We start from the raw sequence: 26,106 nt of genomic DNA, 5'->3' as shown, positions 1-26,106 counted from the left end.
TCAGCGGGAAGAGACGTTCGTCAAAAAAATTTGATAGGATGGTGGAGAAATGCCGAAAAAGATTTTCACAACTGTAATGGCGGCTGGGTTAGCACTAACAGTCGTTGGGCTCCAGGATTCACAAAAAGCTGAAGCAGCTGAGGGCGATTTTGATTTGACAATCATTCACACGAACGACACGCATGCCAATTTGGACAACGCGCCAAAACGCGCAACATTGATCAATGGCCTTCGTGCGGCGAATGAAAACAACCTATTACTTGATGCAGGCGACGTCTTCTCAGGAACGCTTTACTTCAATACATTTGAAGGCCAGGCAGATTTGGCATTAATGAATTACATGCAATACGATGCGATGGTGTTTGGTAACCACGAGTTCGATCTTGGCTCAAGTGCAGAAGGTCATTCGTCTTTAGCTGAATTTGTAGGCGGTGCAGATTTCCCGATGCTCGGAGCAAACATCGATTTTTCTGGTGATGCGAATATGGCGCCGCTTGTAGCGGGTCAGGCGTTTACGAAAACAGCTTCAAATGGTCAAATCTACAGCGGCATTGTGAAAGAAATCGATGGGGAAGAAGTCGGGATTTTCGGTTTGACGACAGCGGAAACGGCTGAGATTTCAAGCCCAGGCGCTATTGAATTCACCGATTATTTGGAAGCGGCTGAAGAAGCGGTTGAATGGTTTGAAGGCGAAGGCGTCAATAAAATCATCGCTTTGACGCATATCGGCTATGACGATAACCCGGCTTTCGATAACGATCGCATTCTTGCAGCAGAAGTCGATGGCATTGATGTGATCGTCGGCGGACACACGCACACGAAATTATTGCCGCCTCAGCAAGTCGGAGATACAATCATCGTCCAAGCGAACGAATACGATAAATTCCTTGGTCAGCTTGACGTAACTTTCGACGCTGAAGGAAACGTAACAAACTTTAACGGAGTTCACCACGAAGTCGCGCTTGCCCAAGCTGATGCAGAGGCAACGGCAATTCTCAAGCCGTTCAAAGATGAAGTAGAAACATTGAAAGAAACAGAAATTGGTGTGGACGCCAATGTCTTCTTGAACGGAACGCGCGGGGAATTCGGAATTCGCTCAAGCGAAACGAATCTCGGCAACTTCATCACAGATGGCATGCTTGCAAAAGCTCAACAAATCAACCCGAACACAACAATCGCTTTGCAAAATGGCGGCGGCATCCGTTCTTCGATTAACGAAGGGCCGATCACTTACGGTGAAGTATTGACTGTATTGCCATTCGGTAATGCACTGGCAATCATGGAAGTGACGGGGCAGGAACTTTTGGATGCGCTAGAGCATAGCGTGCGCCTATTCCCGTCTGAAAATGGCGGATTCCTTCACGTCTCTGGTATGTTCTTCAATTATGACGGAAAAGCGCCAGCGGGCGACCGCGTTCTTTCCGCTTTTGTTGACAACGGTGAAGAATATGTAGAAATTGATCTAGAAGAAACGTATACAGTTGCGACAAACTCATTCACAGCTAAAGGCGGCGACGGCTACGATATGTTCGGTGCAGCTTATGAAGATGGGCGCGTCTCAGAACCAGGATTTACAGACTGGGAAATGTTTGTAGAGCATGCAGAAAAATTCGCTGACGAAGGCATCGAGCCTTACGAAGAGCGCCGCATCAATCAAGTGCGCTTGTCCGGTGCGAACCGTTACGAAACAGCGATCGCTGTTTCGAAACAAGGCTGGGAGTCTGCTGACACGGTTGTCATCGCTCGCGGCGACCAATACGCAGATGCTTTGACAGCTGCACCTCTTGCAGACCAAAACGATGCTCCGATCCTCTTGACACGTTCTGGCGGCCTTGCTGCTGGAGTAGCAGAAGAAATCGAGCGCCTTGGCGCTGAAAACGCAATTGTTCTCGGCGGAACATTGGCTGTATCGAACGATGTTGTTGCACAACTTGAAACTTTAGGCCTTGATGTCGAACGTATCGGTGGGCAGACGCGCTATGACACGTCAGTTGCCATCGCCGCTGAACTTGAAACAGATGCAACGGATGCAGTGGTCGTAAGCGGCTTGAACTTCCCGGATGCTTTGTCTGCTGGATCTTACGCAGCAGTCAACGACAAGCCGATCCTCTTGACTCGCCCAGACCGCATTCCTGCTGTTGTTGCCAATGAATTAGAGTCGTATACATCGACAACGATCATCGGCGGAACACAAGCCGTATCGAATAATGTAGCATCAGACTTGCCGAACGCAACACGCGTAAGCGGCGCTGACCGTTACTTGACTTCAGCTGCAGTTGCTGAACTACTCTTTGAAGACGCTGTCGAAGGCTTGGCTTCAAACGGCCAGAACTTCCCGGATGCTTTGACAGGAAACGTTCTCGCAGCAGCTTATGAAGCACCGATGCTTCTTGTTAGACAAAACAGCGTGAACCCAACCGTCAAAACGCGTGCCAACTACTATGGCACAGTGTTTACAACTGGTGGTACACTCGCCGTTTCTCCTGAAGTTGTAAAAGCATTGCACGAATAAGAAAAAAGAAACCAACTGCTTTGGCGGTTGGTTTCTTTTTTATGATTTTGTACAGAATTTTACTATTTTTTTGGTAAAGTTTATAAGGAAATGGTTAAAGTTTGGTTAAGAATCTATGAGAACGCTCACTATTCTGCTGTTTTATAGTAGACTAATGATGAAGATTCTTATAGAAATGGACGTGACACGGATGAAAAAAGTACTAATCCCCTTCACTACACTTTTGATTGCCTTGGCAGCCTTTCTTGTATGGCCGGACAATGATGAAAGTGCGGGGTTTGGAGATGCGGAAGCACCGGACGAAACCGAATCCGCAGCCTCTAATAATCAAGAAGCAGATGAAAGTGCAGTTAGCGATGCTGCAATTACAGAACCAGAACATTTCGAACTGACGTTGATTCATACAAACGACACACATACGGTATTGGACAATATTACACGCCGTGCGTCATTGATTGATAATATTCGCGAATCGACAGAAAACAATTTGTTATTGTCTGCGGGAGACGTTACTTCCTGGGACATCGGCAGAAAAGCGCAGGATTCACTCGCCAATGCCATTTTTATGAACCATCTTGGTTATGACGGCATGGTACTCGGCAACCATGAATTCGATATCGGTGAAGGCGTCGTCGATCACGGGCCGCTCAGTATTTATGTAGAAAATGCGGCGCATCCAGTACTCGGCTCAAACGTCGACTTTACCGGCAATGAACACTTAGAGCCGCTCGCGGATTACAGCTTTACGGATGAGCCGGTAGACGGCCGCATCAACAAAGGATTTGTGCAAACAGTCGGCGGCGAACAGATCGGCATATTTGGCATTACGCATTACAATGAAGTCGTCACAGTACCAGGGGATGTTACCTTCTCCGACTACACAGAATCCGCAAGAGAAGCTGTCGCGCATTTTGAAGCGCAAGGCATTAATAAAATCATTGCGTTGACGCATATCGGCATCGGACATGACCGCACACTTGCTGAAGAAGTGCCGGGCATCGATGTCATCATCGGTGGGCACTCTCACGTAACGACTGTGCCGACAAATGAGATCGGCGACACCTTAGTTGTCCAAACCGGTGAGTATGATACGTTTTTAGGTGAGCTGAATGTCGTGTTTGATGAAGACGGCCAAATTGTCGACCATACAGGCAAGTTGCATGCGACTGCAGAAGCCGATGTTAAACCCGAAACAGAACGAGTGCAAGAGCTGTTCACCGAAGCCCTGTCGCTCGGCATTATCAGTTATGAAGACTTCATCGGCCATGTAATTGAAGCCGGTGAATTGGAAACATACGAAGCGTTTATCGAGTAATGACAAACAAGCATGCATCCGCAAAGGGGCATGCTTGTTTTTGTGTTCGAGACTAGGTGAAAAGATATATTAGCTGACATATATTTTAAATGGAGGTTGCGCTTCAATCGGACGCTTTCCGGAGGGCTCGCATTGAGCCGCTTCGTCGCTACGCTCCTGCAGGGTCTCAATTGTCTCGCTATTCCTCTCGGAGTCGCCGATTTTCGCTCCACCTCTACATTTATTGTGGAAATAAATTGCTTCAATCTTTCAAACCATCAACAGAAAAGTAGATTATAGCTATCTCGAAATGCAATTTCACTGTACTAATACCATTTCATATTTGTGGATGAATCCTATAGAATTAGAAGCATTTCACATTCGGGAATATATGAAATCTAAAAGCGGCATCGCGCCCACGGGTGAAGCGTTGCCGCGGATTCATAGCAGATGCTAATTTCGAACAACTGAACAGTGTTACACACGAATCCCAGAGTTTTTTCTCTACTCCAAATAAGCTATTTCATCTGCGGTTGAATCAACACAAAGCAGATGCGTTTTACATTCAAGAAACAATGAAATCCAAAAGCGGCCTTGCGCTCACGGGTGAAGCGAAGCGGGGAGACAGGCGTTTTTCCTGGCTCATCGCGAAAGCTCAACCCCAAGCGAGGCTGCGATTACAAAATGTTGTCAACTTCAAACAACAAAACAACATCACAGGCAGAATCTAAATGTAAGCATTCATTAGCAACACCTACATCATTTAACAAGAAAAAAACATAAAAAACCCCTTCCGCTCAAAAGAAACGGAAGGGGCTTGCTATTAATAGGAATCAACATCCGACTGGGACAAATGCCAGTTGGTAAGCTGATCATAATCGCCGCTGCCGGTAAAGTCTTTAATAACAAACGGCATCGGGCTATTGATGTGGAAAAATCCAGCTTTCTTCAAAGCCCGGTAGCGTGCACTATCCGGCACTGCCCAGCAATTGAGCGCATCCGCTTGTGTAAAGCGGCGGATCGCTTTCAATTGGCTGACAATAGCCGCTTCATCATTTGCACCGAACAAATCGACAATCGTCGTGAACATCACGCCATTATCTTGTGTCTCATCATGCAGCACGCAATAAGCTTCTGCATATCCGTTAAGTTCGAGCGCATACACTCGGTAGTCTTTCGAAGGATGGGCTAAATACCGGCGGCGGACATACTCGCTGCCTCGCTTTGCATGGAGCGGATACTGCTTTTCAAAGCGGCTGTAAATCACATCAGCCAATTCAAGGCGCTCATTCATCTCGCGCAATTGATAAGGGCTTTTTTTCGGAATCGACACCGAGAACAAACGGTCAACCGGCATTTGAATAGCCTTTAATGGCCCAAGCTTGGAAGCGAGCAATGCACCGGGTTTATTGACAGCGAGAAAGCGCGGCACGTTGCCGAGTTCGCTGCCGCCTGCAACTTTCAAAAACACTTGCTTGGCGGTCTCAGCTGGAAATCCATAAAGAATATCAATTTGTTCAGCAACACATTCTTCCATCATGCGCTCAACGATTTGCTTGTAGATGCCGCGGCCTTGAGCGTCGGGGTCGACCATAATGTCGACCCGTTCGCCGAGTGCGATATCCTTGCCGTTATGACGTGCATGGATTTTCAAGAAAGCAGCATGGCCATTAATATATCCGTCTTCTTCAGAGACGACAATCACTGCGCTTTCCGGGAAAGTTTCAAACTTCCATTGCCATTCTTGCAAAGAGCGTTTTTTGCCGAATACTTTTTCATACAGAGTGTTAATGCCGATTTCATCGCCTGCTTGGTATATGCGGATCATAAGGCTTTACCGTCGTCGCTGAGGCCGAAATCTTCACGGCGTGACGCCGCAGCAAGCAAGGCGAAGAACGCCAAGCCGAAGATGTCGGATTCCCACAAATTATAAACAAGGCCCATGAAATATGCGCCGAGCAAGATACTCACAGTTAGGGAATAGAGATAGCTTTCTTTGTGCTTTTTCCCGAAACGCCACAGCATCGTGAGTAGGAACGTTGCAAAAGCGATAACGCCGAGAACGCCGGTTTGGACGATGATCTGGATGTATTGGTTGTCCGAATAGAAATTATGGCCAATGCCGTAGCGCTTATAAAGTGGCGAGCCGTTCGAAAGAGTCGTCGAGTCGCCGAAGGTTGCGAAGCCTGTGCCGATAATCGGGTGGTCTTTGAATACTTCAAAGCCGGTTTTAACAATGAACAAGCGGCCTGAACTTTGGCTGCCGGTGACGGTGTCTTCGCTGAATGTGCTGCCGATGCGGTCGCGGAATCCAGACTCGCCACCAACATCAAACTGCTGGATATTGGTGACCTTTTCAGATCCAATATCGGTTTTTTCAATGAAATTCGTCATCAAGTTGAGCGGAAGGACGACGAGTATCATCGCAAGAGCCGTATATTTAACGAAGTCGATCAAGATGCTGAGCTTGCGCGTCATGATCAAAAAGGCGATGGCAGCGACCAAAAAGCCGCCCCATGTGCCGCGGGAATATGTCAAGACGAGTATGCCGACAAGCAACACGTTCAAAATATCCATATAGCGCGGATTGAATTCAGGCAATTTGTTTTTCGCATAATAGAAGGCGATGAACGCAAACATCAAGAAAATACCGAGCACGTTCGGATTGCCGAGCATGCCGTAGATGCGCACGCGGTTTTTGGCTGACAAGGCCATTTGTTGCCACTCCAGCGGCAAGAAGAAGTTGCGGATCGATAGTTTTTCCGCCATTGCTTGGATGATGACCAAAATGGAAGTCCAAACGAAAATCCACACCAAGTTGATCAAGTCTTTGCGGGTGATACCTAGGCGGTAGACGATATAATACACCAAGTAAAACACCACGAACTGGCGCAATTGCATGGCGATCAAGATTGGGCTGATGCCCATAATGAGTGCTGAAATCGAACCGATTGCCAAAAACGCGAAATAGGCATATTCAAAATTCTTGAACTTGAATAGTTTGCCAATCGAGCTACGGTTTGCCCATACAACGTGGAACAATGCACCGAACACCAGCGCTTCAGTCAGATAGCTGAGCCCTGGGTTGTAGGCCGTCACAAATTCCCGTATCGGAATATAGACGAATAACAGCAAGATGGCGTATTTTGGATTAAATAATGCATAGGCGAACAGTGCAGCCGTCAAGACATAGGCGATGATCGGCAATTGTGAATAGCCGATCAGCATAAGGATGATCAAGGCGATAAGCCAAAACCATTTTTCATTGTTGTCTCTAAAGAAATTCATAATACCCTCCAAGTGCATTTATATTAGCGGCTTTTGTAAATAGCCTTTTTCAATTTCAAGTTTTTAAAGATGGCCCACCATAACGTAACGGTCCGGTTCGCTTGTTTGAAATGCTGCTCATAATGGCGGTCACCTTGTGCGAGTTGTTGTGCCGCTTGGATAAAGCCTGGAGCTGTGTTTTCAATGAAAGTCTCTACGTAACGAACATTCGGTTGTTTTGTCTGTGATGATTTAATCTCAGCGAGTGCTAAAAATCCATCGAATGCGATGACTTGGCTTTTGAACGCTTCGGTTGCTTGTTTCTTCACCAAAAATTGGTCGGTAATGTCTATAATACAATTAATGTAAGCCGGAGGTACAGGGCAATTAATCTCATATTCACGGACAATGTTCGGCTGATACGCTGACTGCTTCAAAGCAGATGCCACTAAATGTGCACTGTAGACATGATCTGGATGTGCATCGATCAAACTTGTCACATACACCGTGTCGGGGCGGACGTCTTCGATCAATTGCTGGAACCGCTCGCTCGATTCGACTTCGTTGATTTGGCTGTCTGGATAATCGAGATAGCGGACGTCGGTGAATCCGAGCAATGGCTGGATCGACCGGAGCTCTTGTTTGCGCGTTTCCGCAAGTTTGTCGGCGTCAACCGGTGCGGCATTGCTGTTTTTGCCGTCGGTGATGATGGCGATCGTGACCTGTGCCCCCATATCGGCATAGCGGCGGATCGTTCCGCCAAGACCGATCGTTTCGTCATCGATATGCGGTGCGAACACCAGCACACGCTCTGCCGTTTCAAGCGCAGTGACGGGCTTGTCCGCCGAGTAAAAGCGTTTCAAGGAAGCTTTGATCGCCGGCTTCAAGAGCGGCGTCACGTTTTTCATTAATGCTTGTTTCATAGTATGAAAAAACTCCTTATGATTTTCTAAGTTTGCTGATGAGGAAGCGGGCGATTTCGGTTTTCAATGCGAGTGCAGCTAAAACATAGACAATCGCGCCGATTACAGCGGTCAAGCCAAAGCGTATATACAAGTTCAAGTTCTCAAGGAGACCCGATGCAGCCCATAATGACAGCAGCATAAGCGCGGTCGCTGCAAGAATTTTCGCCCCGTCTTTAACGATAAAGCGTGTATCGAGCTTGCCCTGCGTGCGGTTGAAAACGACCCAGTTGAGCGCAAAGTAAACAAGCGCCATGACAGATGAAGCGAGTGGTATCGCCAAATACGAATCGAGCAATGCAATGAACAGGAAGTTCAATGCGACATTGAGCGCGATCGAGAACAAGGAAATACGCAAAATGACATGGCCTTTCTTTTTCGCATAGAACGCTTTGTTTAAGATGTTCTGCAAACTAAAGAACAACACCGAACCCATATAGAGATAACCGACAGTCGCTGTCGCTGCGGTCGCGTCTGCCGTAAAGGCGCCGCGTTCATAGACAATCTTGATAAGATCTTCCATCAGCCACATCATTCCCGCCACGGCAGGCAGCAAAACCAATAGCGTCAGCATCAAGCCGTACTCAATGCCTTGCTTGAAGCTTTTTTCATTCGTATTCGCGATCGCTTTCGACAAGATCGGGAAAATGATCGTCCCGATCGTTACACCGATGATAGCCTGCGGAAAGTGAACGATATTCTTTGCGTAGTTGAGGTAGTTGATCGCTGAGTCGCTGAACGAGCCGGCAAAAATATTGTCGATCGTCAAATTGACTTGGCCGACCATGACCGTGATGGCTACTGGAACGAAAATGATCGAAAACGGTTTGATTTCTTGCCAGTCGAGCTTCCCGATCACTTTATGGCTGCTTTTCGGAACAAACCATAGACGCTTGATGATGTAAGACAACACAGCACCGATCAGATATCCAAATGCTAGCGAGTAAGCGCCAATTTGGTCCGCGAACAACACGGCACCAAGGATGGTGCTGCCGATGACGATAATCTGCGAGATGACGGACAATGAGAATTTGCTTTCTGCGTCAAGATAGGCTTCATAAACCGAATTCAACGACACGATGAACACGGCGATAAAGAAGATGACTGCTAAGGCAACGCTCAGTTCAATCGCCTCAGCTTGAACATCGGGCTGAAGGTTGGGGAACCGGAACATCAGCGGCAATAGCAGAGGCGAAGCCAGTACACCAACGACAGAGACAATCAATCCGAGCACCATTGTGCCGCGAATGATTTGCGAGAAGTGGTGATGGCCGTTTCCATCTGCCTGTGCATGGATGAAACTTGGCACGAAAGCATTCTTCATGCCGGTGGCGAAAAATAAAATGAACATATTCGGCAAAGTAAATGCCGCAAAATATGCGGCTGCCTGGTAGGAATCCCCGAACTGAAATGCAATGACCATGTCCCGGAGTAGTCCTGAAACTTTCAAAAACAGTGAAGCGATGACAAACAAAATACCGGTAATAGCGAGTTTTCTGCCCAAAACAAAATCCTACTTTCTGCAAGTTTCCACTAAAACAAAAGTGGAACACATTCTTTCCTTATATAAGAAACTAAAAGCTTCAAATTCCATTTCCCTATCTTATCACGAAACTATAGTAATGGACGCCTCTCGGGCCAATATGTTGCGGAAAAGTTCACAACTGTTAAGGGTTTAGGTCTAATAGATTACATTTATATAAAAAATAGATAATGCTGTTTCGTAAATCCTGTTTTGCAGGATAAAAAAGGGAATATTATAAATAAATTGGGTAAAAATAAATGAAATTTACAAATATTTAATAAAGCGCTTACAAATTTTTAGTATACTAAGTTAGTATGACAATAATTTATCAGAGGAGTGAAGGTTTGTGACAAAAGGCGCGTTCAGCAAGGTCTTCTTAAGTCTCATTTTAGCTATATCAGCCGGGTTGCCATACATGGCAACAGCCGCCGCAGCTGAAACCATCTCGGTGGCAGAAGCCATCGAAAACAATACAGGAACGGCAACGGTAAAAGGATTTGTCGTCGGAACTGCTTCTAGCGGGACTAGCTATAACCAAACCCCGCCATTTAGTGTAGCGACAAATATCGGCATCGCAGATTCTCCGGATGAAACGAACCCGGCGAAGATTTTGCCGGTTCAATTGCCGACAGGCGCTCTCCGCGCAGGATTGAACCTTGTCGACAATCCTGGAAATTTCAAAGCGGAAGTGACCATTACTGGTTCGCTTTCAGCTTACTTCTCAGTCCCAGGTTTACGCTCACCGACTGCATTCACGATTGTCTCTGAAGGCGAAGCACCGCCAGAAGCGACTCCTGTAGCGAATGTACAGGAAGCACGCAACTCGGGCGGAGAATTGATTTCCGTTGAAGCGATCGTGACGACGGGCACTGGTTTCTGGGGCGGCAACGCCTTTTACGTGCAAGACGACACAGCAGGAATTTATGTCTACACGACAAACGCTGCAGTGTCACCAGGCGACCGCGTTCGCTTAGAAGGCAAGACTTCTACATTCGGCGGTGAACTTCAACTGCAGCCGAGCGGGATTGAAGTTCTGTCTTCAGGCAACGAATTGCCGGAAACACAAACCATCGAGCCATCTGGTGTTAATGAAGAGACTCAAGGAGAACGCATTACTTTAGAACGCGTCACAATCACCAACCTGAAATCCGTTAATTCGTTCGGAACGTTTGAATTTCAAGCAGTTGCGGAAAACGGCGAGCAAATCGCTATCCGCAACGATAACCGCAACGGCTTGACCTTCGATCAGTTCACGGCACAATACAAAGAAGGCGACCTGATCCACGTATCGGGCATCGCTTCGAAATTCAACTCGACATACCAAGTCAAAACACTCGGCTTTGAAAGCTTTGATCTCGTCAACAAGCCGGCTGTTTATGTAGACGTCTTCCCAGGCGTTGTTTCGGAAGGCACGGCCATCACGCTTGCGAGCGGAATGGACAATGCAACAATCTATTACACATTGGATGGTTCAACTCCTACAGCTAACAGTTCGGTGTACGCTGAGCCGATCGTCTTGACGAAAGACACTGTCATCAAAGCGATCGCAGTCAACGGCGAAACCTCTGAAGTGTTCACATTCGATTACACAGTATTGAAAACAACGGACCTGAGAATCCGTGATATTCAAGGACAAGATCATTATTCGGATTATGAAGGCGCAGTCGTCAAAGATGTAACGGGCGTCGTTACACATATCCATAATTCAGCAAACTTCGTCATCCAAGACACTGAAGATGACGGCGACTGGACGACTTCTGAAGCAATCATGGTCAACAGAGCGTCGAATGGCGTCAAAGTCGGCGATTTGGTGACGGTTGCCGGAACAGTCCAAGAACATTTCTATAGCGGCTATTCCGATATGCGCCAAAACGATTTGCCATTGACACGCATCGCCGCAACTGAAGTAGTAAAAGACGGCACAGCGGAACTTCCAGAGCCGATCATCATCGGTGAAGACGTATTCCCGCCGACACAAAACATCGATAACGACGGTTTGACTGTATTTGAGCCGGAAGAAGACGGCATTGATTTCTGGGAAGCGCTTGAATGGATGCGTGTCGGCGTAGCCGATGCACAAATCCTCGGGCCACAGAAATACGAGGAAGTCATTGTCGTCTCAAAAAATGCTACAAACAACGAGTTTCACAATCAAGGCGGAATTTTGCTCGCTGAAGATGATTTCAATCCGGAACGCATCACGATCAAAGTAGACGGTAAAACAATCGCCAAAGCAGGCGATACATTCGCTGATACTCCAGTGGGCGTCCTCGCTTACGGTTTTGGTAACTACCAAATCTGGACAGATACGGCAGCTGTGCCGGCAATCGTCGATGGTGGCACAGAACCTGAAACAACATGGATCGAAAATGCAGAAGACAAATTGACGGTTTCTACGTATAACGTTGAAAACTTCTCTGCAGACCCGAGCCACACATCCAACGAAAAAGCACAGCGTATCGCTGAGTCGTTCGTTAAAGACTTGAACTCACCAGACATCATCGCGATGGTCGAAGTGCAGGACAATGACGGCCCGATCGATTCAGGCAATTCGGATGCTTCCGCATCATATGAACGCATCATTGCAGACATCCAAACAGCAGGCGGACCTGTTTACGCATGGACGGACATCGCACCGGAATACAATAAAGATGGCGGACAGCCAGGCGGTAACATTCGCGTCGGTTATTTGTACAACCCGGAACGCGTCTCCTTGTCTGAAGGCGAAAAAGGAACAGCGACACAAGACAACTCCTGGACTGAATCCGGCGACCTCGCCTTGAACCCAGGACGCATCCAGCCGATCGCAATGCCAAGCACGCGCAAGCCGCTTGCAGCGCAATTTGAATTCCAAGGGGAAGAAGTCGTTGTCATCGCAGCGCATTTGAACTCTAAAGGCGGCGACCAAGGCCTCATGGGCCAACATCAACCACCAGTCTTTAGCTCTGAAGTACAGCGCAAAAACTTGGCAGATGCCATCAACGGTTTTATCGCGGACGGATTGGAGAAAAATCCGGACTTAAATGTCGTCGTTACTGGCGATATGAACGATTTCGAATTCACTCCAGCACTAGAAGCACTTAAAGGGGACATCTTAACGAACAAAGTTGAAGATGTACCGCTTGAAGACCGCTACTCTTATTTCTACCAAGGCAACTCACAAGTACTCGACCACTTACTCGTGACGAACAACTTGGCGGACCGCACGGAACTGGATATGGTTCACATCAACTCGATGTTCATGGAAGAGCATGGACGCGCATCTGACCATGATCCACTGCTAGCACAAATTTCATTCGATAAAGAAGAAGAGCCTGAAGAGCCAGTAGAAGAACCGCAAGTTCCTGGCAAACAGCAAGCAGATCCAGACCTATCTGGCGATCAAGCAACAATCGAAGCCGGTGAATTTGACGCCGATGGTACACTCGACATCATATTCACACAAGGCACAATCGATGAATTGCTCGAAAGCGGAAAAGATTTGACTGTAAACTTAGAATCAGCGAACTTCACGTTCACTGCAGGCAACTTGAAGCAATTGGCACAAGCAGCAGGCACAGAAATGACACTCGCTCTAGCTGTTGAGGATGCAGAACAAGTCGACAACCGCCCGGCACTATCGCAGCAGCTCAACATCGCTGTACTTGGTGCTGACGGCGCTGAACTCGACATCACATTCATCGAAGCATTGACCTTGAACTTCCTGACCAACCCGGACGTCAAAGTCCAGTTCGGTGCACGCCAGGACGATAAAGGCAAATGGAAAATCATCGAAGGTGACTTGAACGGCGAAACCTTCACGTTCGAAGTGAACGAACTCGGCAACTACACAGTGATCACGAACAAAGGGCAATTGAATAAGAGCAAGAAATAATGGGGAAACTGCCAGGGAGCGAACGACTGCTTCCCGGCAGTTTTTTGTGCATTTTACATCTAGAGAATATCAGTGATATGGGATTGAAAAGCTCGATGTAAAGCTTGTGTTAAGATTGTGAATAATTGTCAGAAAATGATACTCGAAAGGGTAAATATGCTAATATAGAAAGGGTGTTTTTTGATTAATTGGCAAGGAGCTGCAGGAAAAATGATGAAATCCGAAAGATGTATCCGCCCCGAATTGGAAGGCTTGCGAACAATCGCTGCCCTTTTGGTCGCAATTTATCATATATGGTTTAACCGGGTATCCGGAGGAGTGGATGTATTTTTTGTCGTATCGGGCTTTTTGATTACGACTTCACTATTGTCCATGTACCGGAAAAACGGCAAAATTTTGTATTTCTCTTATATCGTCAAGCTGCTCAAGCGCCTATTGCCGACCGCTTGGCTGATCGGCATCACGACTTTAGTCGTCAGCCTATACATATTGCCGGCGTTCACGAAAAGCCAAAACATCAATGAGTTTTTGGCGTCGGTGTTTTATTTCCAGAACTGGCGGCTCGCTGCGGATTCGGTCGATTATTTGGCGCAAAACAATAGCGCTTCGCCGTTCCAGCATTTTTGGGCACTTAGTATCCAGTTCCAGTTTTACTTGATCTGGCTCGTCGTGTTCTTTATCGCGATTACCATATTGCGCCTCATTTCAGGCAACCATATGAAGCGCATGCTGCTCGTGTTGATTTCCTTTATTGTCATCGTGTCGCTTGGCTATTCGATTTATTTGACGGCAGTTAACCAGCCAGTGGCCTATTACCACACCTTCACACGTGTGTGGGAATTCGGCATTGGCGGTATTTTAGCCTTGACCATCCACCAGCTGGTCGTCTCAAGCCGCGTCGCTTGGCTGTTCGGTTGGGTAGGTTTGATCGGTTTGATCAGCTGCGGCATTGTGCTGCAAGTGTCGCAATTATTCCCCGGCATCGCAGCGCTATGGCCTGTATTGTCAGCCGTGTTGATCATCATTGCCGGCAATTATTCCACCAACTGGAGCGCATTCCGTGTGCTCAGCTGGAAGCCGCTCGTCAAATTCGGCAGCATTTCCTACGCGTTCTATTTATGGCATTGGCCATTACTTATTTTTTATTACGCTTTGTTCGGTGTCGAAGCGGTATCATTTGCCGGCGGTTTGCTGATTATAGCGGTCTCTGCGGCATTTGCGTATTTCACGATTTACGGATTTGAACTGCCGATTCGCAACATCAATTTTCCGGTATGGAAAACAGCCACCATCATCGCGGTGTCCTCCGCTGCCATCTGGTTTTCGACGGTTGCCTATCAGGACACTTACCTAGCAGGCCCGGCCATCAGCTCGGAGTTGTTGAGCGATAATTTTGAAACGCATCCCGGTGCTATTACTTATGTAGAAGACGGCCAGTTGACGCCGCCGTCGGAATTCCCGGAACCTTATTTGCCGAATATGGACGTAGCGGTACAAGATAAATCGGAAGTATACGTCGACGGCTGCTTAGCCGGCACTGGAAATACAGAGGCGGAACTTTGTGAATACGGGGAACTCGAAAACTTCGAACGTACGATAGCACTGGTCGGGGGTTCGCATTCCGCCCATTGGCAGCCGATGCTTGTCGAGTTGGCCAAAGCACATGATTTGAAAATCATCACCTACTTGAAAGGCAATTGCCGCTTTACAGAAGAAAGCCGCGGTGCGTATTCGGAATGTGATGAATGGTTTGAGAACGTCAAACAAGAGTTGGTCGCAGATAAACCCGACCTGATTTTCACCGTTGCCAACGTCGGCAGCCCAAAAGAAGAATTCGACGAAATTACCGAGGGCTTCACCAATGCATGGAGATATTTCGAAGAGCAGGACATCCCATTGTTCCTTGTGCGTGATACGCCTTGGTACGGCGAAAATGTGTTAAGCTGCGTCAGCGAAAACGCAGATGCGCCGGAAAACTGCAAAGCGAAACAACAAGACATCATCCGTGATCCGAGCCCGTTAAGCACGGTCGACTATATCCCGGAAACGGCTACGACGATTGACTTGACAGAGTATTTCTGTGACGGTGAGTATTGCCATTACGTTATTGGAAACATCGTCACCCATTTCGACAGCAATCATCTGACGGCCACGTTCTCGAGAACATTTGCACCGATCTTTGAGAGGCCGATTCTAAAAGCTTTGGACCAATAATCAAAAACTGTCTTGCATATCCGTTATTGCGGTATCCAAGACAGTTTTTTTCGGTTTGGAATTTCATTAGGGAAAATCCGGAGAATTCTGTTTGAAACTGCCGTTACAGCGCTACAACGGTTAATGTAAGCGTTCCTTTTTCTGTTAGTAGTTGCTATAATGAACACACATTAACGGAAACGGGTTGAGTCTATGGAAAAATGGATGAAGCAGTGGTTCCTGGTCTTGTTGGCCGCATTGTTCCTCGCAGCTTGCGGAACGACGGTCACGGAGACGGAATCCGAGCAAGCCGAATCGCCTGTCGACACGGCAGCGCAGGAAAAAGCGGTCATGATCGCCAGTGCCAAAACCCATGTGTATACGATTTATACTGATTTTGAGCAGGGCTCAGGCTTTTTGTTCAACGACCAAGGGGACATTCTGACAAACGCCCATGTCGTGAAGGATGCCACATTTATCTCGCTCGTCAATAGCGATGGGCAAGAGTTCGCGGGCAAGGTCATCGGCATCTCGGTCGAAAAAGACCTCGCCCTTGTACGAGTGGAAGATCTTGCAGGTAAAGAGCCGCTCGAACAAGAACAGGGCCCGGTCGAGGCGGGTACGCCGGTCATCGCGATCGGCAGCCCGGAAAATGAGGCGAACACGGCGACCGAAGGGGAAATCACCCAGACCGGCGTCGATTTCTCGGAAGTGTTTGTTTATGAGGATCTGTATGAAATGAACGCACTTATCAAACGCGGATCAAGCGGTGGCCCATTGATTGATGCGACGACAGGCAAAGTGCTCGGTGTCAATTCGGTCATGCTCGAAGACAACCCCGAGATCGGATACGCCATTCCGTTGTATACAAAAATGGAACTATTGGAAGGCTGGGCGGCGAATCCACAGCCTTTCCCAGAAGAACAATTGGTCGAGCCTTCAGTGCGCGATGCGTATTTCGACGAGGCGCTGCTGTCGAGTTTCGTGGAAGCGTATTATGATTTGTTGCCGTATTCGATGAATGATCCGGAGCTCAATTATTATTCCTCATATTTGGTTCCAGAAAGCGATGCGGTCGGGGCGGTGGACAGCGTCATTGAGGAATATAGTGAAGTCGGCCGCGTCTTCGATTCAGTCGTGCCGGAGATCACCTCGGTGGAAATAGCGGGAGATGCAGCGTATGTCGAGGCAGGCGCCGTGTTTCATTATCATGAGGCAGACGGAGAGACCGGCACTTTCGACCATCGCCGCCGCTACACGATTATCATTGACGAGTACGGGGATTACCAGATCGAGGATGTGGAAGTACAGTAGAGGGCCTTCATTTATGGAGGTTCTTTTTTTGTGTGTTTTTTAAACCGGCTTGTGCTAATAGACTGTGCTGCAGAGGCATGCTTCTGTGGGGGATAGCTTTTTTCTACAGCTAATGAAATAAGCAAACAAGCAAAAACGTCTTAGTTTTTTTATCTTAAAATAGCTAGCGCTATTAGACTACGCTGCACGGGCACGCTTGCCGGGGGGCGGGTGTTGAGCCAATGTGCGGCAAAGAGCGCCGCACATTTGTCTCGCCAGTCCGCGCGGTCCCCCAGGCGTCGGCCACTTTCGCTCCGTCTCTAGGTTTAGACAGGTAAAGAATTTTTCTGTTCGCTGAAATTAGCATGTGTAGAAGCATCACCTCTCAGATCGGGAACGATCCGAAGAGTTTGCATGTGTCCTTTCTCTGCTTTTAAAAACGAAGTATCTTTAGGGAAGCGATTCCCCAATTAGCGGATGAAACTTACAAAGAAAGCTCAGCATTAACTGACTAGTGTCAAAGAAAAAGCAAAGCCGCCTAGCGCTCACGGGTGAGCCAATGCAATAAGACAGGCGCTCTTGCTGGCTTCCTGCAAGAGGCCATCCCAAAGCAAGGCGGCGAATCTCTATGCGATGCCGGAACGAACCATATTCAAATTTTTACATGTTAATTCCAGCTCATCAGACTTCGATAAGATTCCAAGGAAGTGATCCCCTGCGAAATGCAATCTCCAAGCACGGCGGCGGAACCAAATGTGATATCCGAAAAAACACCATCCAAAGATCCGAACGAAAGTTCTGACTCGTGGCATCGCGATTATGATCTTCGGAAAAGATTTCCCCATTATCAGATAGGTTTTATTTTAAAGGGGTTTTATGCGTTAAAGTATAACTAGTAATAGAGAAAGAATTTAGCTAACCAATCTCTTTTTCTAGCAAAGAGAAATAGAACTCAATATGGATGGAACAAAGACATTGAGTTAGTTGAAAGGAGTATGGAAATGCCAAAGACGAAATGGTTTCGTTTTCTTATGTATGTTCTTGTGATTTTTGCCATCATCAATCTGGCCGTACGTGTGCCATTTGTGTTTTATCCGATTGGCGTGGCTTTCTCCACACTTATGCCGATCATCATCATTGGCGGGATCTTGTTTTATATTTTCCGGCCATTGGTCAAGCTTTTATCCAGAAAAATGCCGCGGGTCGTCTCGATTCTCATCATTTTTGCAGCTTTCATCGGATTATTGGTCGGTTTTTCATTATGGATTGGCCCGCTGATTTTCCGCCAGATTCAAGCTTTAATAGAGAATTTCCCAACGATTGTTAGGGAAGTTCAGAACCAAGCAAATGCAGCGCTATCCAGTCAATGGTGGAGCTATATTCAGGAACAGGATTTTTTGCCTGACGTGAATCCGGACGTGATAGCTGGGAATTTCAGAAATACACTGACTGGCATCGGTTCTAACATCCTTAGCTTTACAGGTGTGCTGATCAGTGCGCTCACTTCATTGATCGTTGTCCCATTTGTGCTGTTCTTTTTACTGAAAGACGGCGACAGATTGCCAGCTAGCTTCCTCCGCCTGCTGCCGCAAGATTCAAGAGAAGAAGGAGCCAAAATCCTGCACGACATGGACGAGAACCTCAGCGCCTATATCCAAGGCCAAGCGATCGTCAGTTTGTTTGTCGGCGTGTTTTGTTTTATCGCTTATCTGATACTCGGCGTCGACTACGCCATCATCTTGGCACTTGTAGCGACCGTCACGAACGTCATCCCGTTCTTAGGCCCAGTGATCGGGGCAATTCCGGCTGTGGTTGTGGCGTTTTTCCAAGATCCGATTCTTGCCTTGTGGGTGCTGATCGCCATCGTGATCATCCAACAAGTGGAAAGCAATTTGATCTCGCCAAACGTCATGGGAAAGAAGCTCTCGGTTCATCCCGTCACCATCATTTTCCTATTGTATATAGGGGGCAATTTGGCCGGACTCGTCGGCATGATCCTGGTCATCCCAACATACGCAGTAGGCAAAGCCATCGTTCAAAACCTATACCGCCTAGTGCGCCTGCGTTATCCCGCGATGCGGTGAACAACGAAACAAAAGCCCTGTCAAAAGCAGGGCTTTTTTTGTGGCCATAATTAACACCCACACAACTTCTATAGGGAAGTGATTCCCCAATCAGTAGACGAAATCTACAAAGAAAGCACAGCTTTAACTATCTAGCATCAAAGAAAAAGAAAAGCCGCCTAGCGTAAACGGGTGAGCCGATGCCATAAGACAGGCGTATTTTCTGGCTTATGGCAAGAGGCCATCCCAAAGCCAGGCGGCGATACACTATGTGACACCATAAAAATCAGCAACACATATACACATGCAAGTTCTAACTCACTGCCTCCTGATCCTATTCTAGGGAAGCGATTCCCCAACCGGTGGACGAAACCTTTAAAGAAAGCTCGACCTTAACTGGCTAGTCTCAAAGAAAACGAAAAGCCGACTAGCGATAAGGGTGAGCCGAAGCAATGAGACAAGTGGTTTTCTTGGCTCATTGCGAAAGGCCATCCCAAAGCCAGGCGGCGACACTAAATATGACGTCAGTAAAACCAGCGACACATGTACACATACATCTTCTAACACATTGCATTCTAATCCTAGTCCAGAGAAGCGATTCCCCAACCAGTGCAAGAAAACTATAGAAGCATTACGTCCATCAAATTCACAAAGTTTTGAATTCGTCCGCCAGCTATGATATAGTAATCCCGACAACAACTAAATATCGCTACCACTAGGGGAGCCATTACTGGCTGAGACGAGCATCGCTCGGACCCTTTGAACCTGATCTGGATTATACCAGCGTAGGGAAGTGGGCGAGTCGTGAGCTTTCTCAAATTTCCAGCTGACCTCTACCGCCGCTTCCCTACCTAGGGAAGCGGTGTTTTATTTTGCCCCAAAAAGGAGAGAGCGACATGACATTTTGTGAAGAACTACGCTTGGAATGTGCAGATTTATGGAACGCAAGCTTTGAACACCCTTTCGTCAAAGGCATTGCCAAAGGGGACTTGCCGCTCGACGTTTTCAAATTTTACGTCATGCAAGACGCTTATTACCTGACCCATTTCGCCAAAGTGCAGGCGCTCGGCGCAGTCAAGGCGACAGACCTCGCCACGACCCAATCATTCGCGCACCACGCCGAACAAACCTGTGCTGCGGAGATGGCGCTTCACGAATCATTCATGGAATTGCTCGGCGTCACCGACGAAGACTGGGCAGTATTCGAACCATCTCCTCACGCTTATGCGTACGTCTCCCATATGTACCGCTCCGCTGAAGGCGATCTGGCTGACGTGCTCGCGGCGATACTGCCATGCTACTGGCTGTATTATGAAATCGGCGAACGCTTGAAAGACGCCACACCGGAAGAGCCGATTTTCCAGCGTTGGATCGGCACTTACGGCTCGGAATGGTTCGGCGAACTCGTGAATGAACAAATCGAGCGCATGAACCAATTGGCTGAAGGCTTGCCCGAAGCGCGCCGCAAAGAATTGAAGACGCGCTTTATGAGAAGCAGCTATTACGAATGGCAGTTCTGGCAACAAGCGTGGACGATGGAAAGCTGGGAGCTGCCATCAAGAGAGGAGAGTGTGCGCCATGCTTAGGGAATTACGCATCCAAAAACCGTTGATCCACTGCATCACCAATCACGTCGTCTCCAACTTTCAGGCAAACGGGCTGCTCGCATTCGGCGTGTCTCCCGTGATGGGCGACGAGGAACTGGAAGTCGCAGAACTGACCGGTCACGCGGATGCCTTGTCACTCAATATCGGCACGATCACGGAGCGCTCCTTGAAAAGCATGCTCATCGCTGGAAATGCCGCCATGGAAAAAGGTATTCCGATCGTTTTGGACCCGGTCGGCGCGGGCGCGACCAGCTACCGATTGGAAGCGGTGAAACATTTACTCGAACAATTGGACATTACTCTTTTACGTTGCAACGCTGGCGAACTGGCGGCCATAGCAGGAGCGGACTGGCAAGCGCGAGGCGTCGATGCTGGCGAGGGCGAAGGGGATATTGCAGAACTCGCTAAACATGTGGCGTTTACGTACAACACGCTCGTCGCCGTGACCGGAAGAGTCGATATCGTGACAGACGGCGAAAGGATGGAATGGATCACCGCTGGGCATTCCTTGATGGCGTCGGTCACCGGCATGGGTTGTCTGCTGAGTGCAGTGCTCGCGGCCTTTCTGACCGACCGTGAAGAACAGCCGGTGGAAGCTGTCGCCAAAGGCTTGCAGTATTACGGAAATGCAGGTGAACGCGCTGCGAAAATAGCCCTATCGCCTGGCACTTTTCAGATGACGTTTTTGGATGAACTGTCAAAACAACAGGAGGCGGCTTTACATGAACGCTAAACCACAAGTATTGACCATCGCCGGATCGGATTCTGGCGGCGGTGCCGGCATTCAGGCAGATTTGAAAACCTTCCAAGAGCTCGGTACATTCGGTTGTTCGGTCTTGACGGCGGTCACAGCGCAAAACACGACCGGCGTTCACGGCATTTACCCGATGGACCAGCAGGCAGTCAAACAACAAATCGATGCCATCGGAACTGATTTCGATATTCGTGCCGTAAAAACCGGCATGCTATTCGACGCAAATCTCATAGAAGAAGTGACACAAGGAATCAAGCGCTATCATTGGGGAAATCTCGTCATCGATCCCGTCATGATCGCCAAAGGCGGCGCTTCCTTGCTCCAACAAGAAGCGGTCGAGGCCATCAAACATTCGCTCATCCCGCTAGCCGCACTCATCACACCGAACATTCCGGAAGCGGAAGTCTTGAGCGGCATCCAAATCATAGACACGGAGTCACGCAAGCAGGCGGCCGAAGCGATTTTACAGCTCGGCGCGGGAGCGGTCATCATTAAAGGCGGCCATAGCACCGACCCTGACGTTGCAGAAGACTTTTATTTGGACCAAGACGGCATGATGCTGTTCCTGCGCTCGGAACGGCTGGCGACAAAAGAGACTCACGGCACAGGCTGTACGTTTTCCGCCGCACTGACTGCGGAACTCGGAAAAGGCCGGACGATGGAAGAGGCGCTATTTACCGCCAAGGAATTTATCCAAGCGGCGCTCGCCCATCCGCTCGGGATCGGCAGCGGCCACGGCCCGACCCATCATGCCGCTTATCGTGAATCTAAGGAAAAGGAGGTAGTTCACCTTGTTCGACAATCCAGCGATTTATTTTCTAATGGGTACGCCCAACGCCGGTACTAAAGATCCACTCGCGTTGCTTGAACAAGCACTCGAAGGCGGCATCACGCATTTTCAGCTGCGTGAAAAAGGCGAAGGCGCTTTATCCGGCTCAGCACTCGAAGATTTCGCGGCAGCGTGCAAAAAATTATGCAAAGCTTATGACGTGCCGTTTTTCGTCAACGATGATGTAGATCTCGCGTGCACCGTCGAGGCAGACGGCATTCATATCGGCCAGGAAGACATGGACTGCGGCGCGGTGAGAAAACGCATCGGCTATTCGATGGCACTCGGCGTGTCGGTTCATTCCGTCAAGGAAGCGAACCAGGCGCTCTCTTGCGGTGCGACTTACCTCGGCATGGGGCCGGTATACGGCACCCGTTCCAAAGCGGACGCCAAACCGGCAGCGGGCGTCAGTGAAATCCGCAAAGTAAAAGCGCAATATCCACATGTGCCGATCATCGGAATCGGCGGCATCGAACCGCATAATGCAGACGCCGTCTGGCAAGCTGGCGCATCCGGCATCGCGGTCATTTCGTCGATCGCGGAAGCGGATGATGTCATGGGGCAAATTCAACGTTTTCAAGGCTCAATCCCCGGGAGGCGTGTCGGATGAATACAAAAAAATTGGTCCTGATGGCGATGTTCGTCGCAATCGCTGTCGCCGGTTCCGCCTTTATTTGGTTTCCGGCGGGCATTGCCCGTGCGTATCCTGTACAGCACGCCATCAACGTCATCGCTGCCGTCGCGTTCGGCCCGGGCCCGGCAGTTGTCATCGCCATGTTGACCGGTTTGGTGCGCGTGCTGACCGGTACCGGTTCTTTGCTGGCATTTCCGGGAGGCATGATCGGAGCTTTGCTTGCTGGTTTGCTGTATCAATATAGCGGGCGCATCGGCTTCGCCGCAGCCGGTGAAATCATCGGCACCGGCATCATCGCTTCACTCGTCGCCGTCCCATATGCGCGCATTTTGATGGGCACGGAAGTCGGCGCATTGTTCTTCATGCCGCCGTTTCTCGTCTCGAGCATCAGCGGCGCGATACTGGGCGTCGTGTTGATGTACCGTTTGGAGAAAACTAGGGCAGGAAAACTAGTAGCATAGCGCAAAAAAAGTCCGGCTCATAGAGTCGGCTTTTTTTGTTTTGTATTTGGTGCATGAGACGGGGCAAGGAGAATAGTGTATCGGTCTAACCACTTATAACTTGAACCGAGAAAACTATTATAGTATTATTAGTTTTCGTAGAGGGGGTTTATTTATGAAATCGAGAATTATGCAAGCATTTATCGAAGAAACCCGAAATAACGGCATAAAATTTACAATGGATGACTTGGCAAGGCGGCTGGGCATCAGCAAGCGCACTTTATATGAAAACTTTTCCTCCAAATTGGAGATACTGGAATCGATCATCGATATGACTTTTCAGGAGCATAGCGAACGCTCGCGAGTGATTAGGGAAGATGAAACCTTAAACTTGCAAGAGAAAATCCGCCAAACGATATTAATCATTCCTAATCACAGCGAATTCTATGATTTACGTGTATTGGAGCAGTTGAAACGCTATTATCCGGAACAATGGGAGCGTGTTGACCGCGAGTTGAACCAATGGGATGAGCTAAAGCATTTGCTTGAAGAAGGTATGAAATCCGGCCTCATCAAAGAGCAAAACATCGACTTATTAGTCAAAATGATTTTAAGCGTCGTCAATATTTCACTGGATCAACAGTTTTTTGCAGAACAAAGCATTTCTGTTACAGAAGCTGTCGACTTGATGAGTGAATTAGTGATGAACGGTTTTATCAAAGGAGCATAAAGCAGTGCTGGCTGTCGCAAGCCAGTATTTTTTTGGGAGTTAGAAAACTTTTAAAACAAAAAAAGTTTTTAGTGTTTTTCGGAATAGAGGAGGATGATTCACCATGACACAACAGACCGTGCACCGGCTCGATACAGATTCGGTCAGCAAATCATTTATCCGTTATTTAGTGCCATCGACTATCGGCATGCTGCTGATGGCGGTCAATATAGTCGCCGATGGCATTATGGTCGGCAACCGGCTCGGCCCGATCGCACTCGGCGGGATAGGTATCGCGGTACCTGTCTATACTTTGTTTGTGGCGATGTCGCTGTGGATCGGAATCGGTGGCGCTACGCGCTTTTCGGCATTGATGGGCGCCAAGCGGGTAGATGAGGCGCGTGTCGTGTTCTCGCATGCCATCGTCTCGATTTTTGCGGTCACGCTGCTTATCGGCTTGCTGGCATTTCCGTTCCGGACCGAACTTGCCTATTTGCTTGGCGCCAACGCCGAGACTTATCCATACGTCGCGGATTATTTGTATTTGATGTTACTGTTCGGATTTGTCTTTACGCTGGAGAACGCGCTCAGCATATTGGTCCGCAATGACGGCAGCCCCAATTTAGCAATGGTGTCGCTTGTGACGACTTCCTTGCTGAACATCATGCTGAACTATATTTTCTTATTCATTTTGGATTTTGGCGTCATGGGAGCAGCCGCTGCCACTTTAATTGCTGCCTTTATCGGCATGCTCGTTCTCTGTACGCATTTCTTCAAAAAAACCAATAATTTGCGCTTTGTCCGTTTTAGAGTGAACCGTAAGCTAATGTTGTTGATTTTAGTGATCGGTTTCCCGAGCTTTCTCGCGGAAGTCGGCATGTCGGTGTTCACAATTGCACATAATAATGTGTTCGAGCGCCTAGCTGGCACATCCGGCGTATCTGCCTTTGCGATTCTCAACTATGTACACAGTGTCATGCTGCTCATGTTTCTCGGCATGGGCTCGGCGATCCAGCCGTTGGTCAGTTATTACAGCGGTGCGAAAGACCACGCAAAAATCAAAAAGACGCTTCAATTGGCCATCGGGACGGCCATCGCAGCAGGCACTTTATTCTTTGTCATCGGCCAGTTGTTTGCCGAGTCGATTGCCGGCGCTTTTGGAGATTTCCCAGACTCCGTTCTGGACTTGGCTGTTCCCGGCATTCAACTGTTCTTTATCGCCTATCTGTTCATGGGCACGAACTTCGTCATGATGACGTATTACCAGTCGACCGGGAAAATCCGCATGGCGACGTGGATTACTGCAGCACGCGAAATTGTGGTGCTACTCATTTTACTCAGCATTCTTCCGGTATTCTTCGGTGTCACAGGAGCATGGCTTGCGATTCCAATTTCGGAATTCATCGTGCTGCTGACGATTCTTTATTATCAGCGGAGATGGAAGGGGAAGTGAGTCAGTGATTCGGTAGTGTTAGGGTTCTCACTGCATTTCCGCCTATCTGTTATGCCCTTCTCGAAAAAGCCAGAATTCCTTTGCCGAAAGCGAGCAGTCTTGGACTAAAGAAGGCGGGCGACGGGTAAATAAAGGTAAGAGTTCTGCTGGAAATGAACATCAGCTTTTGAACACAAGAAAAGAGGTGCACGCGATGCCGGACATTCACCACGAAACGTTTATCGAAGCCCCGATCGAACGCATTTTTGATTTGGCGAGAAGCATCGATGTGCATAAAGAAACATTGGCTAAGACCAACGAACAGGCGATTGCCGGGACGACGAGCGGTTTAATGGAACTCGGCGATTGGGTGACGTGGAGGGCGACTCATCTCGGTGTCCGCCAGAAACTCACCTCGAAAATCACTGAGATGGAGCGGCCGCACCGTTTCAGCGATGAAATGGTCAAGGGCGCTTTCCATTCGTTCGTTCATACTCATGAGTTCATAGAGCTTGAAGGCGGGACCCTCATGAAAGAACGCTTTTCCTACCGCTCGCCTTTTGGCATCATCGGCAAGCTCGCCGACAAACTATTTCTTGAACGCTATATGACGCGTTTTGTCGTGAACCGTGCACACGAATTGAAACGGATTGCAGAAGCGCCGAGCGGGACAAACCAGTCTAGCTAATCTATATGCATAACAAAAAGAACACCCTTC

General features: G+C 48.4%; 18 protein-coding genes and 1 riboswitch. Of the genes, 14 read left to right on the top strand and 4 right to left on the bottom strand.

Features of this window, described 5'->3' with window-relative positions:
* Window positions 1-49 precede the first annotated feature (49 nt).
* Complete coding sequence (locus ACFO5U_RS09195; protein ID WP_377278622.1) at window positions 50-2,512, top strand: cell wall-binding repeat-containing protein; 2,463 nt, start codon at window positions 50-52, stop codon at window positions 2,510-2,512.
* 190 nt (window positions 2,513-2,702) lie between these two features.
* Entirely contained in the window at window positions 2,703-3,827 is a 1,125-nt protein-coding gene (locus ACFO5U_RS09190) for a metallophosphoesterase (protein ID WP_377278620.1), read from the top strand.
* Between the two features lie 802 nt (window positions 3,828-4,629).
* Here the strand turns inward: ACFO5U_RS09190 and ACFO5U_RS09185 are convergent.
* From ACFO5U_RS09185 to murJ, 4 genes are read right to left on the bottom strand one after another with little or no spacing between them, the layout of a single operon-like run.
* Complete coding sequence (locus ACFO5U_RS09185; RefSeq protein WP_377278618.1) at window positions 4,630-5,634, bottom strand: GNAT family N-acetyltransferase; 1,005 nt, start codon at window positions 5,632-5,634, stop codon at window positions 4,630-4,632.
* Window positions 5,631-7,094: an O-antigen ligase family protein gene (locus tag ACFO5U_RS09180; protein ID WP_377278617.1), complete on the bottom strand. Its 1,464-nt coding sequence runs from the start codon at window positions 7,092-7,094 to the stop codon at window positions 5,631-5,633. Before ACFO5U_RS09180 ends, ACFO5U_RS09185 begins: the two co-directional genes overlap by 4 nt.
* 23 nt (window positions 7,095-7,117) lie before the next feature.
* The gene (locus ACFO5U_RS09175) at window positions 7,118-7,996 is read right to left on the bottom strand and encodes a PIG-L deacetylase family protein (RefSeq protein ID WP_377278615.1); all 879 of its coding nucleotides are present in this window, start codon (window positions 7,994-7,996) and stop codon (window positions 7,118-7,120) included.
* Window positions 7,997-8,012: 16 nt separating this feature from the next.
* A complete protein-coding gene (gene murJ, locus ACFO5U_RS09170; protein WP_377278613.1) occupies window positions 8,013-9,539 on the bottom strand; it encodes a murein biosynthesis integral membrane protein MurJ in 1,527 nt (508 codons plus the stop codon).
* Window positions 9,540-9,906: 367 nt separating this feature from the next.
* Between murJ and ACFO5U_RS09165 the strand changes: the two genes are divergently transcribed.
* The 12 genes from ACFO5U_RS09165 (at window position 9,907) to ACFO5U_RS09110 (ending at window position 26,076) form a co-directional block, all read left to right on the top strand.
* Window positions 9,907-13,434: a DUF6359 domain-containing protein gene (locus ACFO5U_RS09165; protein ID WP_377278612.1), complete on the top strand. Its 3,528-nt coding sequence runs from the start codon at window positions 9,907-9,909 to the stop codon at window positions 13,432-13,434.
* A 210-nt stretch (window positions 13,435-13,644) separates the two neighbouring features.
* Window positions 13,645-15,648 carry an acyltransferase family protein gene (locus ACFO5U_RS09160; RefSeq protein WP_377278610.1) on the top strand — a complete coding sequence of 668 codons (2,004 nt, stop codon included), beginning with the start codon at window positions 13,645-13,647 and terminating at the stop codon, window positions 15,646-15,648.
* Between the two features lie 192 nt (window positions 15,649-15,840).
* On the top strand, window positions 15,841-16,941 hold the full coding sequence (locus ACFO5U_RS09155) for a S1C family serine protease (protein ID WP_377278608.1): 1,101 nt from the start codon (window positions 15,841-15,843) through the stop codon (window positions 16,939-16,941).
* Between the two features lie 980 nt (window positions 16,942-17,921).
* Window positions 17,922-19,004: an AI-2E family transporter gene (locus ACFO5U_RS09150; protein WP_377278606.1), complete on the top strand. Its 1,083-nt coding sequence runs from the start codon at window positions 17,922-17,924 to the stop codon at window positions 19,002-19,004.
* 686 nt (window positions 19,005-19,690) lie between these two features.
* Window positions 19,691-19,792: riboswitch (TPP riboswitch) on the top strand.
* Between the two features lie 87 nt (window positions 19,793-19,879).
* Window positions 19,880-20,569 (top strand): thiaminase II, encoded by a 690-nt coding sequence (gene tenA, locus ACFO5U_RS09145; RefSeq protein WP_377278604.1) that lies wholly within the window; start codon window positions 19,880-19,882, stop codon window positions 20,567-20,569.
* The gene (thiM, locus tag ACFO5U_RS09140) at window positions 20,562-21,323 is read left to right on the top strand and encodes a hydroxyethylthiazole kinase (RefSeq protein ID WP_377278602.1); all 762 of its coding nucleotides are present in this window, start codon (window positions 20,562-20,564) and stop codon (window positions 21,321-21,323) included. Before tenA ends, thiM begins: the two co-directional genes overlap by 8 nt.
* Window positions 21,313-22,191, top strand: coding sequence for a bifunctional hydroxymethylpyrimidine kinase/phosphomethylpyrimidine kinase (gene thiD, locus ACFO5U_RS09135; protein ID WP_377278600.1), 879 nt, complete (start codon window positions 21,313-21,315; stop codon window positions 22,189-22,191). The genes thiM and thiD overlap by 11 nt, the downstream gene beginning before the upstream one ends.
* Window positions 22,136-22,783: a thiamine phosphate synthase gene (gene thiE, locus ACFO5U_RS09130; RefSeq protein ID WP_377278598.1), complete on the top strand. Its 648-nt coding sequence runs from the start codon at window positions 22,136-22,138 to the stop codon at window positions 22,781-22,783. The genes thiD and thiE overlap by 56 nt, the downstream gene beginning before the upstream one ends.
* On the top strand, window positions 22,780-23,268 hold the full coding sequence (thiW, locus tag ACFO5U_RS09125) for an energy coupling factor transporter S component ThiW (RefSeq protein WP_377278596.1): 489 nt from the start codon (window positions 22,780-22,782) through the stop codon (window positions 23,266-23,268). Before thiE ends, thiW begins: the two co-directional genes overlap by 4 nt.
* A gap of 154 nt (window positions 23,269-23,422) precedes the next feature.
* Complete coding sequence (locus tag ACFO5U_RS09120; protein WP_377278595.1) at window positions 23,423-23,977, top strand: TetR/AcrR family transcriptional regulator; 555 nt, start codon at window positions 23,423-23,425, stop codon at window positions 23,975-23,977.
* Between the two features lie 103 nt (window positions 23,978-24,080).
* Window positions 24,081-25,409 carry an MATE family efflux transporter gene (locus ACFO5U_RS09115; protein WP_377278593.1) on the top strand — a complete coding sequence of 443 codons (1,329 nt, stop codon included), beginning with the start codon at window positions 24,081-24,083 and terminating at the stop codon, window positions 25,407-25,409.
* 193 nt (window positions 25,410-25,602) lie between these two features.
* Window positions 25,603-26,076 carry an SRPBCC family protein gene (locus ACFO5U_RS09110; protein WP_377278592.1) on the top strand — a complete coding sequence of 158 codons (474 nt, stop codon included), beginning with the start codon at window positions 25,603-25,605 and terminating at the stop codon, window positions 26,074-26,076.
* The last annotated feature ends 30 nt before the right edge of the window (window positions 26,077-26,106 follow it).

The sequence above is a fragment of the Planococcus dechangensis genome (genome assembly GCF_042654465.1).
GTDB classification, from domain to species: Bacteria; Bacillota; Bacilli; order Bacillales_A; family Planococcaceae; genus Planococcus; species Planococcus dechangensis.
The sequence above is the reverse complement of the archived record's forward strand: the minus strand, read 5'-3'. Positions and strand labels throughout refer to the sequence as shown.

Coding starts and splice junctions, on each gene's coding strand:
- ACFO5U_RS09195 (WP_377278622.1), top strand. CDS start 50: ATGCCGAAAAAGATTTTCACAACTGTAATGGCGGCTGGGTTAGCACTA.
- ACFO5U_RS09190 (WP_377278620.1), top strand. CDS start 2,703: ATGAAAAAAGTACTAATCCCCTTCACTACACTTTTGATTGCCTTGGCA.
- ACFO5U_RS09185 (WP_377278618.1), bottom strand. CDS start 5,634: ATGATCCGCATATACCAAGCAGGCGATGAAATCGGCATTAACACTCTG.
- ACFO5U_RS09180 (WP_377278617.1), bottom strand. CDS start 7,094: ATGAATTTCTTTAGAGACAACAATGAAAAATGGTTTTGGCTTATCGCC.
- ACFO5U_RS09175 (WP_377278615.1), bottom strand. CDS start 7,996: ATGAAACAAGCATTAATGAAAAACGTGACGCCGCTCTTGAAGCCGGCG.
- ACFO5U_RS09160 (WP_377278610.1), top strand. CDS start 13,645: ATGATGAAATCCGAAAGATGTATCCGCCCCGAATTGGAAGGCTTGCGA.
- ACFO5U_RS09155 (WP_377278608.1), top strand. CDS start 15,841: ATGGAAAAATGGATGAAGCAGTGGTTCCTGGTCTTGTTGGCCGCATTG.
- ACFO5U_RS09150 (WP_377278606.1), top strand. CDS start 17,922: ATGCCAAAGACGAAATGGTTTCGTTTTCTTATGTATGTTCTTGTGATT.
- tenA (WP_377278604.1), top strand. CDS start 19,880: ATGACATTTTGTGAAGAACTACGCTTGGAATGTGCAGATTTATGGAAC.
- thiM (WP_377278602.1), top strand. CDS start 20,562: ATGCTTAGGGAATTACGCATCCAAAAACCGTTGATCCACTGCATCACC.
- thiD (WP_377278600.1), top strand. CDS start 21,313: ATGAACGCTAAACCACAAGTATTGACCATCGCCGGATCGGATTCTGGC.
- thiW (WP_377278596.1), top strand. CDS start 22,780: ATGAATACAAAAAAATTGGTCCTGATGGCGATGTTCGTCGCAATCGCT.
- ACFO5U_RS09120 (WP_377278595.1), top strand. CDS start 23,423: ATGAAATCGAGAATTATGCAAGCATTTATCGAAGAAACCCGAAATAAC.
- ACFO5U_RS09115 (WP_377278593.1), top strand. CDS start 24,081: ATGACACAACAGACCGTGCACCGGCTCGATACAGATTCGGTCAGCAAA.
- ACFO5U_RS09110 (WP_377278592.1), top strand. CDS start 25,603: ATGCCGGACATTCACCACGAAACGTTTATCGAAGCCCCGATCGAACGC.